This is a genomic window from Actinacidiphila glaucinigra (assembly GCF_900188405.1).
Classification (GTDB): Bacteria; Actinomycetota; Actinomycetes; order Streptomycetales; family Streptomycetaceae; genus Actinacidiphila; species Actinacidiphila glaucinigra.
Window position 1 is genome coordinate 37,738 of the sequence record NZ_FZOF01000004.1, and the last position, 18,127, is coordinate 55,864.

15 protein-coding genes are annotated in these 18,127 nt (G+C 73.5%); 7 read left to right on the forward strand and 8 right to left on the reverse strand.

Annotated elements, in window-relative coordinates:
- Nucleotides 1-3: 3 nt before the first annotated feature.
- Nucleotides 4-606, reverse strand: coding sequence for a GNAT family N-acetyltransferase (locus CHF15_RS09175; RefSeq protein ID WP_089223178.1), 603 nt, complete (start codon nt 604-606; stop codon nt 4-6).
- A gap of 243 nt (nt 607-849) precedes the next feature.
- Here CHF15_RS09175 and CHF15_RS09180 point away from each other — a divergent pair, with 243 nt between their 5' ends.
- Nucleotides 850-1,578, forward strand: a complete 729-nt coding sequence (locus tag CHF15_RS09180; RefSeq protein WP_179279711.1) for an SMI1/KNR4 family protein — start codon at nt 850-852, stop codon at nt 1,576-1,578.
- Between the two features lie 34 nt (nt 1,579-1,612).
- Here CHF15_RS09180 and CHF15_RS09185 read toward each other — a convergent pair whose 3' ends face one another.
- Nucleotides 1,613-2,284, reverse strand: a complete 672-nt coding sequence (locus CHF15_RS09185; RefSeq protein WP_089223180.1) for an enoyl-CoA hydratase-related protein — start codon at nt 2,282-2,284, stop codon at nt 1,613-1,615.
- 421 nt (nt 2,285-2,705) lie between these two features.
- Between CHF15_RS09185 and tmpA the strand changes: the two genes are divergently transcribed.
- Entirely contained in the window at nt 2,706-4,343 is a 1,638-nt protein-coding gene (gene tmpA, locus CHF15_RS09190) for a 2-trimethylaminoethylphosphonate dioxygenase (RefSeq protein ID WP_089223181.1), read from the forward strand.
- A 590-nt stretch (nt 4,344-4,933) separates the two neighbouring features.
- On the opposite strand, the gene CHF15_RS09195 is transcribed toward tmpA, so the two are convergent.
- The 5 genes from CHF15_RS09195 to CHF15_RS09215 form a co-directional block, all read right to left on the reverse strand.
- Nucleotides 4,934-5,458 (reverse strand): hypothetical protein, encoded by a 525-nt coding sequence (locus CHF15_RS09195; protein ID WP_089223182.1) that lies wholly within the window; start codon nt 5,456-5,458, stop codon nt 4,934-4,936.
- Entirely contained in the window at nt 5,459-6,238 is a 780-nt protein-coding gene (locus tag CHF15_RS09200; protein WP_089223183.1) for a GntR family transcriptional regulator, read from the reverse strand.
- Between the two features lie 117 nt (nt 6,239-6,355).
- Nucleotides 6,356-8,323, reverse strand: a complete 1,968-nt coding sequence (locus CHF15_RS09205; protein ID WP_089223184.1) for a phosphocholine-specific phospholipase C — start codon at nt 8,321-8,323, stop codon at nt 6,356-6,358.
- 29 nt (nt 8,324-8,352) lie between these two features.
- Nucleotides 8,353-10,116, reverse strand: coding sequence for an endonuclease/exonuclease/phosphatase family protein (locus CHF15_RS09210; protein ID WP_089223185.1), 1,764 nt, complete (start codon nt 10,114-10,116; stop codon nt 8,353-8,355).
- A 343-nt stretch (nt 10,117-10,459) separates the two neighbouring features.
- Entirely contained in the window at nt 10,460-11,356 is an 897-nt protein-coding gene (locus CHF15_RS09215; protein WP_089223186.1) for a glycoside hydrolase family 19 protein, read from the reverse strand.
- Nucleotides 11,357-11,640: 284 nt separating this feature from the next.
- Between CHF15_RS09215 and CHF15_RS09220 the strand changes: the two genes are divergently transcribed.
- Nucleotides 11,641-13,011, forward strand: coding sequence for an FAD-binding oxidoreductase (locus tag CHF15_RS09220; RefSeq protein ID WP_089223187.1), 1,371 nt, complete (start codon nt 11,641-11,643; stop codon nt 13,009-13,011).
- A 61-nt stretch (nt 13,012-13,072) separates the two neighbouring features.
- Here the strand turns inward: CHF15_RS09220 and CHF15_RS09225 are convergent, their stop codons facing one another.
- The gene (locus tag CHF15_RS09225) at nt 13,073-14,044 is read right to left on the reverse strand and encodes an aldo/keto reductase (RefSeq protein WP_089223546.1); all 972 of its coding nucleotides are present in this window, start codon (nt 14,042-14,044) and stop codon (nt 13,073-13,075) included.
- A gap of 397 nt (nt 14,045-14,441) precedes the next feature.
- Here CHF15_RS09225 and CHF15_RS44765 point away from each other — a divergent pair, with 397 nt between their 5' ends.
- From CHF15_RS44765 to CHF15_RS09245, 4 genes are all read left to right on the forward strand, one after another.
- On the forward strand, nt 14,442-15,215 hold the full coding sequence (locus CHF15_RS44765; RefSeq protein ID WP_107418541.1) for a hypothetical protein: 774 nt from the start codon (nt 14,442-14,444) through the stop codon (nt 15,213-15,215).
- A gap of 66 nt (nt 15,216-15,281) precedes the next feature.
- Nucleotides 15,282-16,094: a polyphosphate kinase 2 gene (ppk2, locus tag CHF15_RS09235; protein WP_089223188.1), complete on the forward strand. Its 813-nt coding sequence runs from the start codon at nt 15,282-15,284 to the stop codon at nt 16,092-16,094.
- 237 nt (nt 16,095-16,331) lie between these two features.
- On the forward strand, nt 16,332-17,090 hold the full coding sequence (locus tag CHF15_RS09240; RefSeq protein ID WP_089223189.1) for a class I SAM-dependent methyltransferase: 759 nt from the start codon (nt 16,332-16,334) through the stop codon (nt 17,088-17,090).
- Between the two features lie 56 nt (nt 17,091-17,146).
- Nucleotides 17,147-18,103 (forward strand): GerMN domain-containing protein, encoded by a 957-nt coding sequence (locus tag CHF15_RS09245; protein ID WP_089223190.1) that lies wholly within the window; start codon nt 17,147-17,149, stop codon nt 18,101-18,103.
- Nucleotides 18,104-18,127: the final 24 nt, after the last annotated feature.

An 18,127-nucleotide genomic window follows, 5' to 3' on the forward strand; every position in this document is an offset into this window, starting at 1 on the left:
TCGTCATTCGAGGATCCAGCCCGCCATCCAGCGCTCCCGCACGGCCGGCCACTCCGTGGCGACCAGCGAGTAGTACACGGTGTCGCGCCACGATCCGTCGATCCGGCGGCAGTGCCGGCGCAGCACGCCCTCGCGGATGCCGCCGATGCGGGACACCGCGTCCTGGGTCGCCACGTCGAGGTCGTCCAGGCGCCACTGGACGCGGCCGAAGCCCAGGTCCTCGAAGGCGTAGTACACCAGCATGAAGTGGGTCTCCAGGTGCACCGGGCTGCCCCACAGGGCCGGGTCCAGCCAGCTCCAGCCGATGTCCACGCGCTCGTCGACGACCGAGATGTCGATGTACGCGGCCCACCCCGACGGGCGCTCCGTGGTGTGCGGGACGACCGCGAACACCACGGACTCCCCCGCCGCGGCCTGGGCCAGCCGCTGCTCCACCAGCGAGGCCATCTCGCCCGGTGAACCGGGTGGTGTCGTCGACAGCCAGCGCCACATCCCTTCGTCGGCGCGCGCCGCGGCGAACAGCGCCGGGACGTGCAGCGGCGAGAGCGGGACCAGCCGCGCGTACCGGCCGTCGATGGTGACCGAAGCGGGGAAGCGAACTGCCATATCCGCACGCTAATCCGGCGCGCTCGCCACCGCACCAAGTCGCGGATTCCCGCCCACGCGCCCCATGCGCCCCATCACCCCCGGGTCACGTCTCGGATACGGAGTGTCGTCGCATACGGGACGTCCGGCCCGCGCCCGGGGGCAGGACGCGGCCGGGGCGGCGGCCGAGGCGGTGGGCGGCGGGCGGCGGGCGGCGGGCGGCGGGCGGCGGGCGGCGGGCGGCGGCGCGATAACGTGCGCGGCATGAAGGACGACTTCGACGTGCGGCGGGAGCTGGCCGCGGGGATGACGGACCCGGCCGGGGCGCTGCGGTTCGTGCGCGGCTTCGCCCGGCACTGGCTCACGCCCCTGCAGGAGGGCGACGGGTGCGGTGAGCCCGAACTGGCCGCCGCCGAGGAGCGCCTGGGCTTCGCCCTCCCCGCCGTACTGCGCGACGCCTACCGGCTCCTCGGCCGGCGTCCGGACCTGACGAGCAATCACGACAGGCTGCTCGCACCGGCGGAGCTGCATGTGGACACGCGCGAGGAGGCGCTGGTCTTCCGGTACGAGAACCAGGGCGCCGCGTCGTGGGGCATCCTCCTCACCGACCTGCACAAGGCCGATCCGCCGGTCGTCATGAAGCCGGACCTCGCGGACAAGGAGGCCGAGAGGTGGTCGGCGTGGCTGGACCGCTTCTCGTGGGCGTGCGTCGAGATCGTCCTGTCGGAGTCGCTGCACGCGCCGTTCGAGCTCGGCGACTTCCGTGACGACCTCGACGAGGCCCAGTCCGAGTCCCTGGGCGGCCGGTTCACCCCGCTGCCGTTCCCCGCGTACCCGCCCGGCGAGGACCCGGGTGCGCGCTGGTACGCGGGGACCGACGTGATACTCCGCGAGGAGGACCGCACCTGGCTGTGGGCGCGGGCCCGCACCGAGGAGGCGCTCGACCGGGTGCGCGACGACCTCCCCGGCGACTGGCTCAACGACCCCCGCTGACCCCGGCGGCCCCCGGCGGCCCCCGGCGCAGGGGTCAGCCGAGGGGCACGTCCTCCTGGCGGAGGGCCTCCAGCGCGGGTCCGTACAGGCGGGTCTTGATCGTGCCGAGGGTGGGACCCGCCTTCCCGGCCAGGGGACGGGCGAGGGCGACGGCCGCCTCGCGGACCTCGTCCTCGCCCGCCGTACGGTCCACGATGCGCTCGGCCAGCGCGTCGAGGCCGCCGTAGCGGCGTGCGGTGGTCATGGCCTCGTGGGCCGTCTGCGGGTGCAGCCGGGCCTGGATGAGGGCCGACATGCCCGGGGTGAAGGGGATGTTGATGTCCGCCTCGGGCAGGCACCAGTAGCCCCGGTCGGCGCGCATCACACGGAAGTCGTGGGCCAGCGAGAGCATCGCGCCCGCGGCGAAGGTGTGGCCCTGCAGGGCGGCGACGGTGGCCACCGGCAGGGTCAGGAAGCGGGCGAGCAGCGCCTGCACGCCGGTGACGTACGCGCCGGCCCGGTCCGCGTGGGCGAACAGCCACTCCAGGTCGAGCCCGTTGGACCAGAACTTGCCGGTGGCCGCGGTGACCAGGGCCCGCGGCCCCTCCGCCTTCTCCACCTCGTCCAGAAGGGCGTCGACGGACGCGAGCCAGTCGGGATGGAAGCGGTTCTCGCTGTCCCCGAGGTCGAGGATGAAGACGTCGTCCTGGCGGTCGAGCGTGGGCATGGTTGCTCCTTGGGGCGAAGGGCCGGACGGCCGGGAGGCTGCCGGAACCACGGCCGGGCCGTCGCCTTCGCCCCGGCTCCGCGGACCGCGTACCTACCAGCCGGTAACCTCGATGGTCCGCATCGTACATGGAGCGGCCCGGCCTGTCCCCACCCGCGGGTACCGCTCTACGCCGTCGAAGACGCAGCCCTGCGCCGGGTGACCGCGAGGCCCCTGGTCGCCGGGGTCCCCTCGGACCGCCTCCACCCGCTCGCGCAGCAGAAGGAACCGGCGGCCCCATCGGGACCGAGCAGGTCGGCGAGCCGGTCCGGCCTTGGGGGGCGGGTGTTCGCCGCCGCGACACGCCGGGGTCACCTCCCGGTCGTGTCCGCCTGTGACGGTCGGCAAAGTTGGCTATACAACTTTGCCCAGAGGAGTGACCATGTCCACCCTGCCCAGCTTCCCCGTCGGTGATCTGCCGGCGATGTGGCTTCGTGACAACTGCCCCTGCGCCGGGTGCCGCGACCCGCGGTCGGGGCAGAAGCTGTTCCAGATCGGTGCCCTGCCCCCCGGGCTGCGGGTGGGCTCGGCGGCCGACGCTGCCGGGGAGGCGGCACCCGCCGTGGAGGTCGTCTGGGAGCCCGACGGGCACCGCTCGTCGTACCCGCTGGCGTGGCTGGAGGCCGTCCGGCCCGGCCGGACCGGGCACGGTGACCTGCGCACAGAGGCCGGGAAGGAACTGTGGACCGCGCGCGAGGTCGCCGGACGGCTGCCCGAGGCGGACTGGGAGGAGTACCTCGGCGAGCCCGGTATACGGGCCCGGATGCTGGAGTCCGTGCTGCGGCTGGGCTTCATGCTGCTGCGCGGCGTCCCCGGGCGCGAGGGCCAGGTGCTCGAGGTGGCGGAGACCTTCGGGTACGTCCGCGAGACGAACTACGGGAAGCTCTTCGACGTGCGCGTCGAGCCGGACCCGAACAATCTGGCCTTCACCTCGGCCGCCATCACGCCGCACACCGACAACCCGTACCGGGACCCCGTTCCGACGCTCCAGCTGCTGCACTGCCTGGTCAACGACGCGGCCGGCGGCGACTCCGGCCTCGTCGACGGCTTCGCTGCGGCCGCGCTGCTGCGCCGCGAGGACCCGGAGGCGTTCGACGTGCTCACCCGCACGCCCGTGCCGTTCGTCTTCCGTGACGCGGGGACCGAACTGCGCGCCGACCGCCCGCTGATCGGCACCGACCCGCTGGGCCGCGTACGGGAGGTGCGGTTCAACAACCGCTCGATCGGCACCCTGCGGCTCGCCGCGGACGAACTGGAGGCGTTCTACGCGGCCTACCGCACCTTCGCCGAGCTGCTGCTCCGCCCCGAACTGCAGCTGGACCTGCGGCTCGCGCCCGGCGACTGCCTGGTCTTCGACAACACCCGGCTGCTGCACGCCCGCACGGCCTTCGCCCAGGACGGTGCGCGCCACCTGCAGGGCTGCTACGCCGATCTGGACGGGCTGGCGAGCACCCTGGCCGTGCTGCGCCGCGCGGACACCCTGGAGCCGCTCGCCGAGCTGTTCGCGGGCGCGGTGTCCGCGGAGTACCTGGGCGAACCCGTCACCATGGCCCAGCACATGCTGCAGGCCGGGGCACTGGCCCAGGCGGCCGGCGCCCCGCCGCACCTGGTGGCGGCCGCGCTGCTGCACGACGTCGGCCACGTGCGGGGCGACGTCGTCACCGGCCGCGACCTGATGACCGGCAACGACAACCGGCACAGCCACACGGGCGCCGACCTGCTGGGCCGCTGGTTCGGTCCCGAGGTCACCGAGCCGGTGCGGCTGCACGTGGCCGCCAAGCGCTACCTCTGCGCGGTCGAGCCGGGCTACCACGACCGGCTGTCGGATGCCTCGAAGTACACCCTGGAGGTTCAGGGCGGTGTGATGACGCCCGTCCAGGCGGCGGAGTTCGCCGGCCTGCCGGGCGCCGCCGACGCGGTCGCCGTCCGCCGCTGGGACGAGGAGGCGAAGGACCCCGACGCCGCCACACCGCCGTTCGAGCACTTCCTCCCGCTGCTCACCGCGCTGATGCGCGGCTAGAACGGTTGGTGGTCCGGCTGTCGCACCGTCTCGCGCCCTTCGGGCGCAAAGACGCGGGCTACGGACGGGGAGGGTGCCGGTCCGGGGCTGGTGGGCGCGGTGCGGGTGGGTTCGTGGCCACGGTCCAGGCGCCGGAGCGGTTCGCCTTTCCGGTGGCTGAGGGTCTCGTCACCGCCCGCGGGTGCAGATGGCCGGTTGCGACGCCCACCGTTCGTGGGCGGCGCGCCCGCCGTAACCGGCGTCTGCGGGTGCTTCCCCGACATCGGGCTCTGTTTCACCGAACGTGTCGGCGAAAGCGAGCCCGATCTCCTGCCAACGGCTCAGCAGCACCCCGAAGCATCGGCGGACGCGGGTTACGGCGGGCGCGCCCACCACCCACCGAAGGCGTGGAAGCGGCCATCTGCACCCGCGGACGGCGACGAGACCCGCGCCCACCCTCAAGCCCACCCGCTCCGGAGCCTTGACCCCCGCCACCCACCACCCACGCAGCGGAGACCGGCCCCAGACCGGCACCCTCCCCGTCCGCAGCCCGCCGCTTTGCGCCCGAAGGGCGCGAGACGAACCCGCACCCGTCCACTGCGTCTGCGCGCTCAGGCCCCCTCCGCACGCGGGCTGTGGCGGCGGATCGCACGTTCCCGCTCGGACGCCAGGCGGCGGATGCGCTTCGTACGGCCCGCGGCCACGAGGCGGTTCAGCACCGCGGGCTCCTGCGAGGACTCGGCGAGGCGCAGTTGGAGCCAGTCCGACCAGGACTCCGGAACGGACGCGTCCTGGAGCAGGGCGGTCACCGACGCGCCCTGCAGGATGCCGAGTTCACGGGCGCGCCGGGCCGCATACGCACGGCCGCGCTCGGTGCCGAGGCGGTCGGTCCAGGCCGCGCGTTCGTCGGGCGGGAGGCCGCCGAGGACCTGCAGGACGATGCCGAGGGCCACGCTCGGGTCGGGTTCGACGGCCACGGCGTCGAACAGGTCGGGCAGGCAGGCGGGGTGCTCCAGGGCCCTTCGGTACAGCGCCCAGCGTTCGTGCTCGTCGTGAAGGAGGCCGGAGAGGTCGCCGGGAGCGGCGCCGAGGCGATGGGCCAGGGCCGCGGTGACCTGGCCCAGGCTCCGGGACACTCAGCCCTTCCCGCCGCGCGGGCTGTGGTGGCGGCCGAGGGTGGAGGCCGCGACGGAGTTGTGGACCGTGAAGGCGATGGTGCCGGGGAGGTAGCGGTCCTCGGACCACTCCACCGGCGCGCCCTCCGGGTCGGTGGTGCGGCGCCGCTCGCGCAGCAGGACCTGCCCGGGCGGGCAGTCCAGGAGGCGGACGTCGTCGGCGTCGGCCCAGGCGAGGTCGATGGTGTGGTCGGCGTCGGTGAACAGCACGCCGTGGGCGACGAGGGCCTCGGTGTGCGAGACGGTGTCGGGCGGCAGTTCGGCCACCAGCTCGCCGATCCGGGCCGGGTAGAGGGAGCGTTCGACCATCACCGGCTCCCCGGACAGCGTCCGGACCCGCAGCACCAGGTGGACCTCGGCGCCGTCCGCCAGGCCGAGCTGGCCGGCCTCGAAGGGCTCGGCGGGCCGCCGCACCACGCTGTCCACCCGGCCGCCCGGGGTCTCCCCGATGGAGCGGGCCCAGTTGGTGAAGCTCAGCAGCTCCGAGAAGCTCTGCGCGCGCGGGCCGCCGAGCACGGTGCGCCGGGTGCCGCGGCGCGAGGTGACCAGGCCGTCCGAGCGGAGCACGGCCAGCGCGTGCCGGACCGTGCCGCGCGAGACGCCGTAGCGCTCGGCGAGGGTGCCTTCGGGGGGCAGTTTCGTTCCGGCGGCGTACTCGCCCGCGATGATCGCCTCGCGCAGTTCCGCCGCGACCTTGCGGTAGCGCAGCTCGCCGTCCGGGGTGCCCTGCTCCTGCCGCACCGTGCTCTCCTGCGCTGCTCGTGCCGTGCGGGCCGCGCCCGCGGCCGGTGCCCCCGACCCTACCCGGAGGGGACGGGGGACGGGCGTCGGCCCGTCCCCCGTCCCCTCCGCCGTGCGTCACACCGCGTGGACGGTTCCCGCGTACCGCTGGACGAAGCGGGTGCCGGTGCCCGCGGTGACGGTCACGTCGTAGCGGCCGCCGTCGGTGCGCCAGGTCACCCGGGTCCGGTCGCCCGGCCGGACCCACACGGTCTGCTCCTTGCCCGCGAAGTCGTTCGGGGTGAGCGTGAAGGCCACCTCGGTGCCGCCGTCGTTGCGCAGGTAGAACTCGACGTTCGCGTTCTCCGGCCGCCCGTCGTGCCGCAGGGTCGCGGTGACGCCGGGCACGGCGACGTCGTCCTGCCCCTCGGGGACGATCGTCCCGGAGAAGCGGCGGACGAAGCCGTCGGCGCCGTGCACGGAGAAGTCGTAGCGGCCGTCGGTGGCCGCCGCGTCCCACACATAGGTGCGCGTCGAGCGCGGCGGCACCGTGAACGGCGTCCCGGTGAAGGGCAGCGCCGTGTTGGGCAGCACCGTGAAGTGGTAGCCGACGGTGCCGTCGTTGGTCAGCCGGCAGGTGACCTTGCCCGTGTCGCGGTCGACGGTCGCGTCGGCCCACGGCCGGTACGGCAGCGGGCGGTGCGGCCGCCGCCCCTCCTCCTGCCCGGGCATGGTGGAACGGTCGGGCACCTTCACCGCGGGCAGCGACTGGTTGGCGTCGGCCTTGGCCATCAGCGCGACGGTGTCCGGCAGCGCGGGAATGCTGTAGTCGGGCTTGGTGAAGTCGAAGCAGCTGGTGAGGTCGCCGCAGACGGTGCGCCGCCAGTCGGAGATGTTGGGCTCCTTCACCCCGGTGACGCGCTCGAGGAAGCGCAGCACCGACGTGTGGTCGAACACCTGGGAGTTGGCGTAGCCGCCGCGCGACCACGGCGACACGACCCACAGCGGCACCCGGCTGCCCAGGCCGATGGCCTTGCCGTTCGCGAACTCGTCCTTGGTGCCGGGCTCGGGGAAGGGCGGGATGACGTGGTCGAAGTAGCCGTCGTTCTCGTCGTACATGAGCAGGAAGACGGTGTGCTTCCACACGTCGGGGTTGGAGAACAGCGACTGCAGCGCCGTGTTGACCCAGTGGGCGCCGTAGTCGGGGCTGGCGTCGGGGTGCTCGCAGAAGAGGTACGGCGCCACCAGCCAGGAGACCGTGGGCAGGGTGCCGTCCTTGCAGTGCTTGTCGAACGCCGTGAGGTCGAACTTCGTCATGGCGTTGACGTAGCGCGGGTCGTCCTTGGGGAACTCGTGGAACTGCTTGAAGTACGACAGGGCGTTGTCGTCGTAGTCGCCGTTGCGGTCGTCCGAGCCGTCCGGGTTGTGGTAGACGCGCCAGGTGACGCCGGCGTCCTGCAGCCGTTCCGCGTACGTCGTCCAGTCCGCCACCGGGTTGCCGGTGACGGGGGTGTTGTCGGTCCACGGGCCGGTGGTGCCGTCGACGCCGGGGCCGGCGGTGCCGGTCCACAGGTAGAGGCGGTTGGGGTCGGTGGGCCCGTTCAGCGAGCAGAAGTAGCCGTCGCAGAGGGTGAAGGCGTCGGCGAGCGCGTACTGGTAGGGGATGTCCTCGCGGGTGAAGTAGCCCATGGTGCGCTCGCCCTTGGCGGACACCCACTTGTCCATGGCGCCGTTGTTGACGGCGGAGTGGCCGCTGTCCCAGTCGTGGGGCAGGCCGCCGGCGTTCTGGGCGTTGTACTTGGTGGTGTCCATGCGGAACGGCAGGAGGTGGCCCTCCTCGCGTCCGCGGGCGGGCTGGCGGAACACGGGGTCGCCGTTGGACAGGACGGCCGCCTGGCGGTCGCCGAAGCCCCGTACGCCGCTGAGGGTGCCGAAGTAGTGGTCGAAGCTGCGGTTCTCCTGCATCAGGATCACCACGTGCTTGACGTCCTCGATGCTGCCGTGCCGCGGGCCGTGCCCGGCGGCCTCGGCCGTGCCGGAGAGCCCGACGGCCGCGGCGGCTCCCGCGGCGGTGCCGATGAAGGCGCGGCGGCTGAACTCGGTCATGAGTGAATGTGTCCTTAGGTCGTTCGGGGTCAGCCGCGGGCGGACAGGGAGAAGGTGACGACGGCGGCCGCGTGGTCGGAGGGCCAGCCGTTGCCGGCGGTGTCCGGGAGGGCCCGGGGCCGGCCGGTGACCAGGGTGTGCGCCTCGACGACCTTGAGCGGGCCCGCGTACTGGATCTGGTCGATGCGGTCCTGCGGCTCCGCGCCGCCGCCCTCGTGCTGCGGCCTGACGGGCGACCAGGTGGTGCCCGGGTCCTTCACGGGGTTGGAGTGCTCGGCGCGGAAGGCGTCGGTGAGGCCGGCGTCCTCCAGCGCCTCGGTGACGGGCCAGCGCAGCCGGCCGGTCCCCCCGTGCGCGGACGACGTGCGGTTCGTCCAGTCGCGGTGCGACGGCGAGGCGAGGCCGGCGGCGAGCACGACGGGACCGCGCGAGGCGATGTCGCGGCGCATGGCGGCCACCAGGGCCTGCGTCTGCCGGTAGCGCGCGCTGCCCTTCTCCGCCGCCTCGACCTGCGCGGCGGTACGGCCGGCGAGCACGGCGTACGGCCCGTAGCCGGCCTCGTCCAGCTGCGCCGTCCACAGTCGCACGGTGCGCTCGCCCGGCAGCCGCAGGGTCGCGGCGGCAGCGGGCAGCGAGGCGGTGGGGGCGACGGTGTCGCCGAGCGGGTGGCGGCTCACGATGCCGAGGCCGCCGGCCTGGTGCACGTGCCAGCCGAGCGCGGTGGCGAGCCGCTGGGCGGCGTCGTCACCGCACTCCTGGAGCGCGACGGCGTCGAGGCCCTGGGTCAGCACCAGCCGCAGCTGCTTCTCCAGCGCGCCGTCGATGTGGCCGCCTGCGTCCCACAGGTTCAGCGTGGCGACCTTGAGGGTCAGCCGGTCCCTGCTCGCGCGGACCGGCACCTGCACGGTGACGGTGTCGGTGCCCACGGCGCTGTCGGTGACGGTGACGACCAGCCGTCCGGGCGTGCGCGGCGCGAGGGACGGGGCCTTGCCGCTGACGGTGCCGTCGGCGGCGACGGTCAGCCAGGGGTCGCCGCCCGCGCGCTTGAAGGTGGCGCCGCCCTCGGCGTTGCCCTCCGGCCGGATCCACAGGCCGCCGAGTTCGACGGAGAAGGCGCTGCCCGCCGTCTGCGCGGCGGTCGTGACGGCGTCCACCGCCGCGTGCGGGCGCGGGATGACGGGGCGCGGTACGAAGCTGAAGGGCGCGGTGCGGGCCAGGATGCCGTAGCCGTCCTTGGCCAGCAGATAGGCGGTGTACGGCCCGCCACTGAGCCCGGAGGTGTCGATGGTGATGTCGCCGGAGGCGGCGGGGGTGTACTCCCAGGCGAGGGAGCCCCCGTTGCCGGGGACCCGGTCGCCGTCGTAGACGCCGATCCAGTTCTTGGCGTGGGGCGCGTCGGTCGTCCAGTGGAAGGAGACCTTGTCGCCCTCGAACGGGTGGGGCGTCCGCAGTTCGACCGAGTCGCCGGTGGGCGGGCCGGCGAAGGTGAACGGCTCGGTCTTGGCGAGGATGCCGTAGCCGTCCTTGGCCAGCAGGTACACGGTGTACGGGCCGCCGCTCAGGCCGGAGGTGTCGAGGGTCGTCTTCCCCGAGGTGCCGGTGACGTACGTCCACACCAGCGACCCGCTGCCGCTGCCGGGCTGCCGGTCGCCGTCGTAGACGCCGATCCAGTTCTTGGGGTCCGGAGCGTCCGTCGACCAGGTGAAGGTGAGTTTGTCACCGCGTTGCGGAGGCGTCGTGGAGTCGAGCGCGACGCTGCTCCCGGATGCGGCGACCTGTGAGAGGGATGGCACGGTGTTGGGTCCTCTCCGCCCCGGCGCCGCCGCGGCGGCGTACGGGTGGGCAAAGTTGTCTAGATAACTTCGCTCCCAGCAAGCCGTCCCATGGCGACGAATCCATGAACGAGGGGTTGCCGCCGTCCGGGAATCAGACGGAAATCTGAGGACCGAGCTCAGGGCGGGGCGGGCTGCCCGCCGCCCCCGTACCCACTCTGAACAGCCGTGTCACGGAGAACGGGGCGCTCCACCACGGTTTCCGCGCGCGAAGCCGCGGCCTCCCCCCGGGCCACCGCTCGGGGGGAGGCGGCGTCATGCACCGTTCAACGGTGCACGCTCTGCTGTGCGCAGGTGAGGTCGTTCAGCAGGTGAGGTTGCCGCCCGGGGCGACGCCCAGGATCTGGGTGAAGCGCTGGTAGTTGTTGACGCGGCTCTGCACCTGGGCCGGGTTGCGGCCGTCGCATTCGAGGGAGCCGTTGATGGAGCGGATGGTCTGGCCGAAACCCGCCTGGTTCACCATGGCGTTGTGCGGGGTCATGGTGCCGGGGCCGCTCTGGGTGTTCCAGTACCAGAGGCCGGTCTTCCACGCGACGGCGGAGTCCTGCTCGACGAGCCAGGGGTTGCGGAGGAGGTCGATGCCGAGGGCGTCGCCGGCGGCCTTGTAGTTGAAGTTCCAGCTGAGCTGGATGGGGCCGCGGCCGTAGTAGGCGGCCTGGCCGGCGGGGCAGCCGTAGGGCTGGCTGGTGTCGCAGTAGTGCGGGTAGTTGGCGGTGTTCTGCTCGACGATGTGGACGAGTCCGCCGGTCTCGTGGGCGATGTTGGCGAGGAAGGCCGCGGCCTCCTGCTTCTTCACCGTGTCGCTGCCGGTCTTGGCGAAGCCGGGGTACGCGGAGAGGGCCGCGACCAGGCCGCTGTAGCTGTAGAAGGAGTTGCGGCCCGGGAACATCTGGTTGAACTGGGCCTCGCTGACCACGAATCCCGACGGGTTGCCGGGGTTGCCCGGGTCGGTCGTGCCGCCGCAGGTGCCCTGGTCGGCCCAGACGCCCCACTGGCCGGTGGTGCCGGGGGTCTCGCCCTGCGTCCACCACTTGGCCTGCCAGTTGTGGCCGCCGTAGGAGGCGCTCATGCCGCCGGTGTAGACCGCGCCGGCGCTCCAGGGCGTGGCGCAGGTCGCGGCGGAGGCCGTGCCGGCGGGGAGGGCCACCGCCAGGCCGGCGGCGGCCGTGAGTGTCGTCAGGGCCGCGAGGATACGTCGCATCACCGTAACTGCTCCTTGTGTGGGGGGAGTTGTTGCGCTTCGCACTGAGCAATGAACCGGATTGGCCTATACCTGTCAAGGTCTAGACCAACATCCCGCGTGTGCCCGGCCACGGCCCCGGGTTGAGGCTCCGCCCCGTCGGCGTAGCGTGGAATCAGGCCGGCGCCGGTGGGCGGGCGGGCCCGCGGGGCGGGGTGCGCGCCACGTCGAGCCGCGCCGCCGGCCCCAGGCGGGCCGCGCCCCCGGGCGGAGCCCGCGTCGGAAGCGCACGAGGAGCGTCGGCCATGGGCAAGCCCTCAATCGACCACTTGCGGGAGCGTGCGTACGGGGCGGTGATCACCGCGGACGACAGCGCCTACGACGAGGCCCGGAAGGTCCACAACGCGATGATCGACCGGCGGCCCGCCGTCATCGTGCGCTGCGCCAACGCCGGCGACGTCATCACGGCGGTGGACTTCGCCCGGGAGAACGGGCTCGACCTCGCGGTGCGCGGCGGCGGGCACTGCGTACCGGGCTTCGGCACCTGCGACGACGGGGTGGTGGCGGACCTGTCGGCGATGCGCTCCGTACGCGTCGACCCCGGATCGCGCACCGCCCGCGCCGAGGGCGGCGCCACCTGGGCCGACGTCAACGCGGCGACGTACGCCTTCGGGCTGGCCACCACCGGCGGCATCATCTCCACCACCGGCGTCGGCGGACTCACCCTCGGCGGCGGCATCGGCTACCTGTCCCGGGGACTGGGACTCAGCTGCGACAACCTGGTCTCTGCGGACGTCGTCACCGCGGACGGACGCTTCCTCGTCGCCAGCGAGAAGGAGTACGACGACCTGTTCTGGGCGCTGCGTGGCGGTGGTGGCAACTTCGGCGTGGTGACCTCGTTCCGGTTCCGGCTCAGTCCGGTCAGGGACATCTACGGCGGCCCGATCTTCTACGACCTCGAGGACGCCCGCGGCGTGCTGCACGCGTACCGCGAGGTCATCGCCGACGCCCCCGAACAGCTCGGTGCCTTCCCGGCGTTCCAGATCGCCCCGCCCCTGCCCTTCATCCCGCCGGAGCGGCACGGCAGGGTCCACGTCGCCACCGTGACCTGCTGGGCCGGACCGCTGGAGGAGGGCGAGCGGGCACTGCGGCCCTTCCGCGATATGGCGCCGGTCGTCGCCGAGCACGTCGGCCCGATGCCGTACCCGGCGCTCAACACCGCCTTCGACGGGCTCGTGCCGCCCGGCCTCCAGCACTACTGGAAGGCCAACTTCGTCACCGAGCTGACCGACGGGGCCGTCGCCGCGCACCTCGAGCACGCGCCCGGGCTGCCGGCGGTGAACTCGACCGTGCACATCTACCCGATCGACGGCGCCTGCCACCGCGTCCCCGCGGACGCGACCGCCTTCGCCTACCGCGACGCGTCCTTCGCCACCGTGATCGCCGGCATGTGGCCGGATCCCGCGGCCAACGAGGCCAACATCGCCTGGGTGCGCGACTACTACCGCGACCTGGCGCCGCTCTCCGAGGAGGGCGGGTACGTCAACTTCATGGCCGGGGACGACCAGGGGCGGATCCGGGCCAACTACAAGGGAAACTACGACCGCCTGGTCGAGGTCAAACGGGCCTACGACCCCGGGAACCTGTTCCACCTCAACCAGAACATCACGCCTTGAACGGCCGCCCCGGCCGGGACCGGGGCCGGGATCCCGGCCCCGGTCCCGCCCCGGTGGCGGCTCAGGAGAAGCCCACGACGGCGTGCGGCCGGTACGGGCTCTCCAGCTCCTTCAGCTCCTCCTCGGTGAGGCGCACGTCCAGCGCGGCGACGGCATCGCGCAGATGCGCCTCCTTGCCGACGCCGACGACGGGCGCCGTCACCCCGGGCTTCCCCAGCAGCCACGCCAGGGCGATCTGCGCCCGCGACAACCCGCGCCGTGCCGCGATGGACGCCACGGCCTCGACGATCACCCGGTCCTCCTCGAGGTAGAGGGTGCCGCCGAACTCGTCGGTGTCCTGCCGGGCGCTGCCGGCGTCCCAGTCACGGGTCAGCCGCCCCCGGGCCAGCGGGCTCCACGGGGTCACGCCGACGCCCTGGTCCGCGCAGAGCGGCAGCATCTCGCGCTCCTCCTCGCGGTGGAGGAGGTTGTAGTGGTTCTGCATGCTGACGAACTTCGTCCAGCCGTGGCGCTCCGCCGTGTACTGGGCCTTGGAGAACTGCCAGGCGTACATGGAGGACGCGCCGATGTACCGCGCCTTGCCCGACCTCACCACGTCGTGCAGGGCCTCCATCGTCTCCTCGACGGGGGTGTGCGGGTCCCAGCGGTGGACGATGTAGAGGTCCACGTAGTCCGTCCCGAGGCGGCGCAGACTCGCGTCGATCTCGGTGAGGACGGCCTTCCGCGACAGACCGCCCCCGTTGGGGCCCGGGCGCATCCGGCCGTGCACCTTGGTGGCCAGCACGATCTCCTCGCGCGGGGCGTACTCCCCGAGGGCCCGGCCGACGATCTCCTCGCTGGTGCCGTCCGAGTAGACGTTGGCGGTGTCGAAGAACGTGACGCCGGCCTCGACCGCGGCGCGTATGAGGGGGCGGGCGGCGTCCTCCTCCAGCGTCCACGGATGGCTGCCGCGGTCGGGTGTGCCGTAGCTCATGCAGCCCAGGCAGATCCGCGAGACGTCCAGACCGGTGCTGCCGAGTTTCGTGTACTCCACGTCCATGCCTCCGCGTGGTGGTGTGGTGGCTTCGATCGCCGAACGGCGCACCCGAGTATGCAAGCCGGTGGATCTTCGCGTCGACGGCCCCTGCCCGACGGACGCAGGCATCCGTCCGCATCACCCGGAAAATGACTGGATGTCCGCTGTGCACCACTGAGGGACTTCCATCCCGTGAGCGACGTGGGCGATGTCACATGCACCGATTTGCGACGTTCATCATGGCTTTGACCTGCGACTTTCCGGAACATGCCACTCCGCTTCCGGCGACTGCGCAGGTCAGGCCCTTGCGCCCGCGGGAATGCTCGCGCAGAGTCCTGACGTATCCGGCCCCGGCCGCGCAGCGCGGCAGCCGGCATTCCGGGCGGGGGGCCAGCCGAAAGGGTCCTCGTCTCACATGCGCAACCAGGCCAAGCACCGCCGCGGGCGTTCCCTGCGGCTCAAGCTGTCCGCCGCGGCTGTCGCCTCCGCCGCGGCCTTCGGCGGCACCGCATGGGCACTCCAGCAGTCCGGCTCGGAAGGCTCCGGGGCGGACCGCTCGTCCGGCTCCTCCAAGGTCCACGTCACCTCGATCGTGCCGAGCGCGTCCGAACAGCCGGAGCACGGGCTGGTCGAGGCCGACAGCGGTCACCGCGACGCGGCCCCGGAGGCGAAGGAGAAGAAGGACACCGGCACGGCGCCCTCCGAGCGCCCGGCCCCGGCGAAGACCGAGGCCACGTCGAAGGCGAAGACGAAGGCCAAGAAGCCGAAGCCCGCGAAGACCACGGCCAGGCCCACCGTCACCAAGCCGGCCCAGCCGAAGCCTCCCGCGAGCACGCCGACCCCGAAGCCGACCCACTCCACCACCCCGCCGGCGACGCCCACTCCGACTCCGACGCCGACGCACACACCGGACCCCACCCCGCCGGCGACCACCCCGGCCCCGACTCCGGCACCCACGACCAGCGCCCCGTACACCCCCGCGCCCCCGGCCGTCGAAACCGCCAAGCCCCCGGCGGCGTCCGCCCCGCGAACCGCCCCGCAACTCGCCGACACCGAGCTGCCGCCGCCCTTCGCGGGGATCCCGCACCTCCACGGCCGCGGGCACGCCCACGGCCCCTGGCTGCCCTTCCCGGCGACCGCCCCCGGTCACTCCGCCGGCGCCCCGGGCGGCACCGGCCCGGTCGGCTGAGCCTCCCCCGGAGGCCGCCCCGGGAGCCGTACCGTGGGCGTCCTACGGAAGCGAGGGCGCCGGGGCATGGGTGACAAGAAGCGGCAGGACCGCCTGCCGCGCGGTGTGTACGAGCGGGAACTGCTGCGGCTGCAGGTCGAGTTGGTCAAGCTGCAGGAGTGGGTGCGGGCCGGCGGGCACCGGCTCGTCGTGGTCTTCGAGGGGCGCGACGCGGCAGGCAAGGGCAGCACGATCAAGCGGGTGACGGAGCACCTCAACCCCCGCATCGCACGCATCGCGGCGCTCCCCGCGCCGACCGAACGCGAGCGCACCCAGTGGTACTTCCAGCGCTACGTCGACCATCTGCCGGCCGCCGGGGAGATCGTGCTGTTCGACCGGAGCTGGTACAACCGCGCGGGCGTCGAGCACGTGATGGGCTTCTGCACCCCCGAGGAGCACGTGCGCTTCCTGCACCAGTGCCCGATCTTCGAACGGCTGCTGATCGAGGACGGCATCATCCTGCGCAAGTACTGGTTCTCCGTCAGCGATGCCGTGCAGGAGCAGCGTTTCCGGGCCCGCCTGGAGGACCCGACGCGCCGCTGGAAGCTGTCGGGGATGGACCTGGAGTCCATCACGCGCTGGGAGGCGTACTCGCGGGCCAAGGACGAGATGTTCGTGCACACCGACATCCCCGAGGCCCCCTGGCACGTCGTCGGCAGCGACGACAAACGCGCCGCCCGCATCAACATGATCGCCCACCTCCTGGCCGGCATCCCGTACGAGGAGGTCCCGCTCCCCGCCATCGAACTCCCGCCCCGCCCCGAGTCGACCGGCTACCAGCGCCCGCCCCGCGACCTGCAGACCTACGTCCCGGACCACGCGGCGACCCTGCGCCGGTGACGCCGCCCGGATCCGCTGGGAATCCCCTGGAAAACCACGCCCGGCGTGCCCCGGAAAGGCACCGCGGAGGGGCCTCGAAGGGGGCGGGGGCGTGCCCGCGGGCGGGGTGCGGACAGGGCGGGCGCAGGGCGGGGCCGGGGTGCGGGAGACGGGCGTACGCGGGGTTCGCACACTGCCGCTGAGCTGGGCTTTCGGGCTCGCACGGCCTAGCGTCTCCCCATCGGGAAAGGGGAACTGATGGACCGTGGAATCCGAGACGTCGACGATGTGCTGAGGCTCCTGGACGACCTGTTCGCCGCCGGCGCCGACCGCTGGACGGACGGGGCGGCCGGCTGGTGGGACGCGTTCTACGCGGACCGGGCCCGGCCGGTGCCGTTCTTCGTGGACAAGCCGGACGAGAACCTCGTGGAGTGGCTCGACCGGGGCCTGATCGCGCCGGGCGGCCGGGTCCTCGACCTCGGGTGCGGTCCGGGGCGCAACGCGCGCTACCTGGCGGCGCGGGGGTTCACCGTGGACGCCGTCGACCTCTCCGCCGCCGCCATCGCCTGGGCCGAGGAGCGGGCCCGCGAGGCCGGGGCGGCCGTGCGGTTCCACCGCGGTGACGCCTTCGCCCTGGCCGGGACGGTGCTGCGCGGCCCGTACGACCTGGTCCACGACTCGGGCTGCTTCCACCATCTGCCGCCGCACCGGCGCATCAGCTACCTCGCGCTGCTGGACGCGGTCCTGGCACCCGGCGGGCACCTCGCGCTGACCTGCTTCGCCGCCGGCGCGATGGGGTCCGAGCTCGACGACGCGGACTTCTACCGCGAGTCCCGGCTGCACGGCGGCCTGGCCTACACCCCGGAGGCGCTGCGCCGGATCTTCTCCGGTCTGACGGAGGTCGAGCTGCGCCGCATGCGCGACGAACCGGCGGACTCCGCGCGCTTCGGCGAGGACTTCCTGTGGGCGGCGTTGTTCCGGGCACCGCGGGGGCCGGCGGGTGACCCTCCCGGGTGATGGCGCACGGGGGCGGGAGCGGGCACTGTGTGCACATGCCGGAGGGGAGGTTCCACATGGACGGTGCCCGGCTCGCCGCCTCACGCCCCGCGCGGGCGCTCGCCGCCGCGCTGCTGTCCCTGGCCCTGCTGTCCGCCTGCGGCGGCTCCGGCCGGGAAGCCGCCTCCGGGGCCCCGTCCCGGACCGGCACACCGGTCGCCACGCCGAGCGGCACATCGAGCGGCACATCGAGCGGCACACCGCAGGACCCGACCACCCCCGCCTCCGCGCCCCCGCCCGCGTCCGGGACCGGCACGGCGGCGCCCCGCCCGGTCCGGGCGGCCGTCTACTTCCTCCACGACGGCAAGCTGTCCGCGGCGCCGCGCACGGTGACCGGCCCGGCGACCGCCGCCGCGGCCCTGCGGGCCCTGCTCGCGGGGCCGAACGGCGTCGAGCGCGGCCACGACCGTGCGACGGCGATCCCCTCCGGAACGGCGCTGCGGTCCCTGGCCGTACGCGACCGCGTCGCCACCGTGGACCTCTCGGGCCGCTACGACGACGCCCCCGGCGCTTCCGCGGACGCCCGGCTGGCCCAAGTGGTGTTCACCGCGACCCGGTTCCCCGGCGTCGAGAGGGTGCGCTTCCGTGTGGACGGCAGGCCGGCGGCCGGCCTCGGTCCGGCGGCCGGCGGCCGCCCGCTCGGCCGCGGCGACTTCGAGGACCTCTCCCCCGCCGTCCTCGTGGAGTCACCGCTCCTCGGCGACACCGTCACCGCCCCGCTGCGCGTGCACGGCACGGCGAACACCTTCGAGGCGGAGTTCCGGCTGCGGGTCTCCGACGGCTCCGGCCGCGCGGTCGCCGACGTACGGGTGGCCGCCACCTCCGGCAGCGGCACCCGGGGCACCTTCGACGTGACCGTGCCCTACCGCGCGACCGGCGGAACGGGACCGGGCACCCTCACCGCGTACGTCCTGTCCGCCGAGGACGGCCACCGGGTCGTCCTGGACACGGTGCCGCTCACGCTCGCGCGGTGAACTGGCCCGGCCGGACCGTGCGCG

Excerpts from the sequence above, each read along its gene's own strand:
- CHF15_RS09175 (WP_089223178.1), bottom strand. The coding sequence starts at position 606 with ATGGCAGTTCGCTTCCCCGCTTCGGTCACCATCGACGGCCGGTACGCG.
- CHF15_RS09180 (WP_179279711.1), top strand. The coding sequence starts at position 850 with ATGAAGGACGACTTCGACGTGCGGCGGGAGCTGGCCGCGGGGATGACG.
- CHF15_RS09185 (WP_089223180.1), bottom strand. The coding sequence starts at position 2,284 with ATGCCCACGCTCGACCGCCAGGACGACGTCTTCATCCTCGACCTCGGG.
- tmpA (WP_089223181.1), top strand. The coding sequence starts at position 2,706 with ATGTCCACCCTGCCCAGCTTCCCCGTCGGTGATCTGCCGGCGATGTGG.
- CHF15_RS09205 (WP_089223184.1), bottom strand. The coding sequence starts at position 8,323 with ATGACCGAGTTCAGCCGCCGCGCCTTCATCGGCACCGCCGCGGGAGCC.
- CHF15_RS09215 (WP_089223186.1), bottom strand. The coding sequence starts at position 11,356 with ATGCGACGTATCCTCGCGGCCCTGACGACACTCACGGCCGCCGCCGGC.
- CHF15_RS09220 (WP_089223187.1), top strand. The coding sequence starts at position 11,641 with ATGGGCAAGCCCTCAATCGACCACTTGCGGGAGCGTGCGTACGGGGCG.
- CHF15_RS44765 (WP_107418541.1), top strand. The coding sequence starts at position 14,442 with ATGCGCAACCAGGCCAAGCACCGCCGCGGGCGTTCCCTGCGGCTCAAG.
- ppk2 (WP_089223188.1), top strand. The coding sequence starts at position 15,282 with ATGGGTGACAAGAAGCGGCAGGACCGCCTGCCGCGCGGTGTGTACGAG.
- CHF15_RS09240 (WP_089223189.1), top strand. The coding sequence starts at position 16,332 with ATGGACCGTGGAATCCGAGACGTCGACGATGTGCTGAGGCTCCTGGAC.
- CHF15_RS09245 (WP_089223190.1), top strand. The coding sequence starts at position 17,147 with ATGGACGGTGCCCGGCTCGCCGCCTCACGCCCCGCGCGGGCGCTCGCC.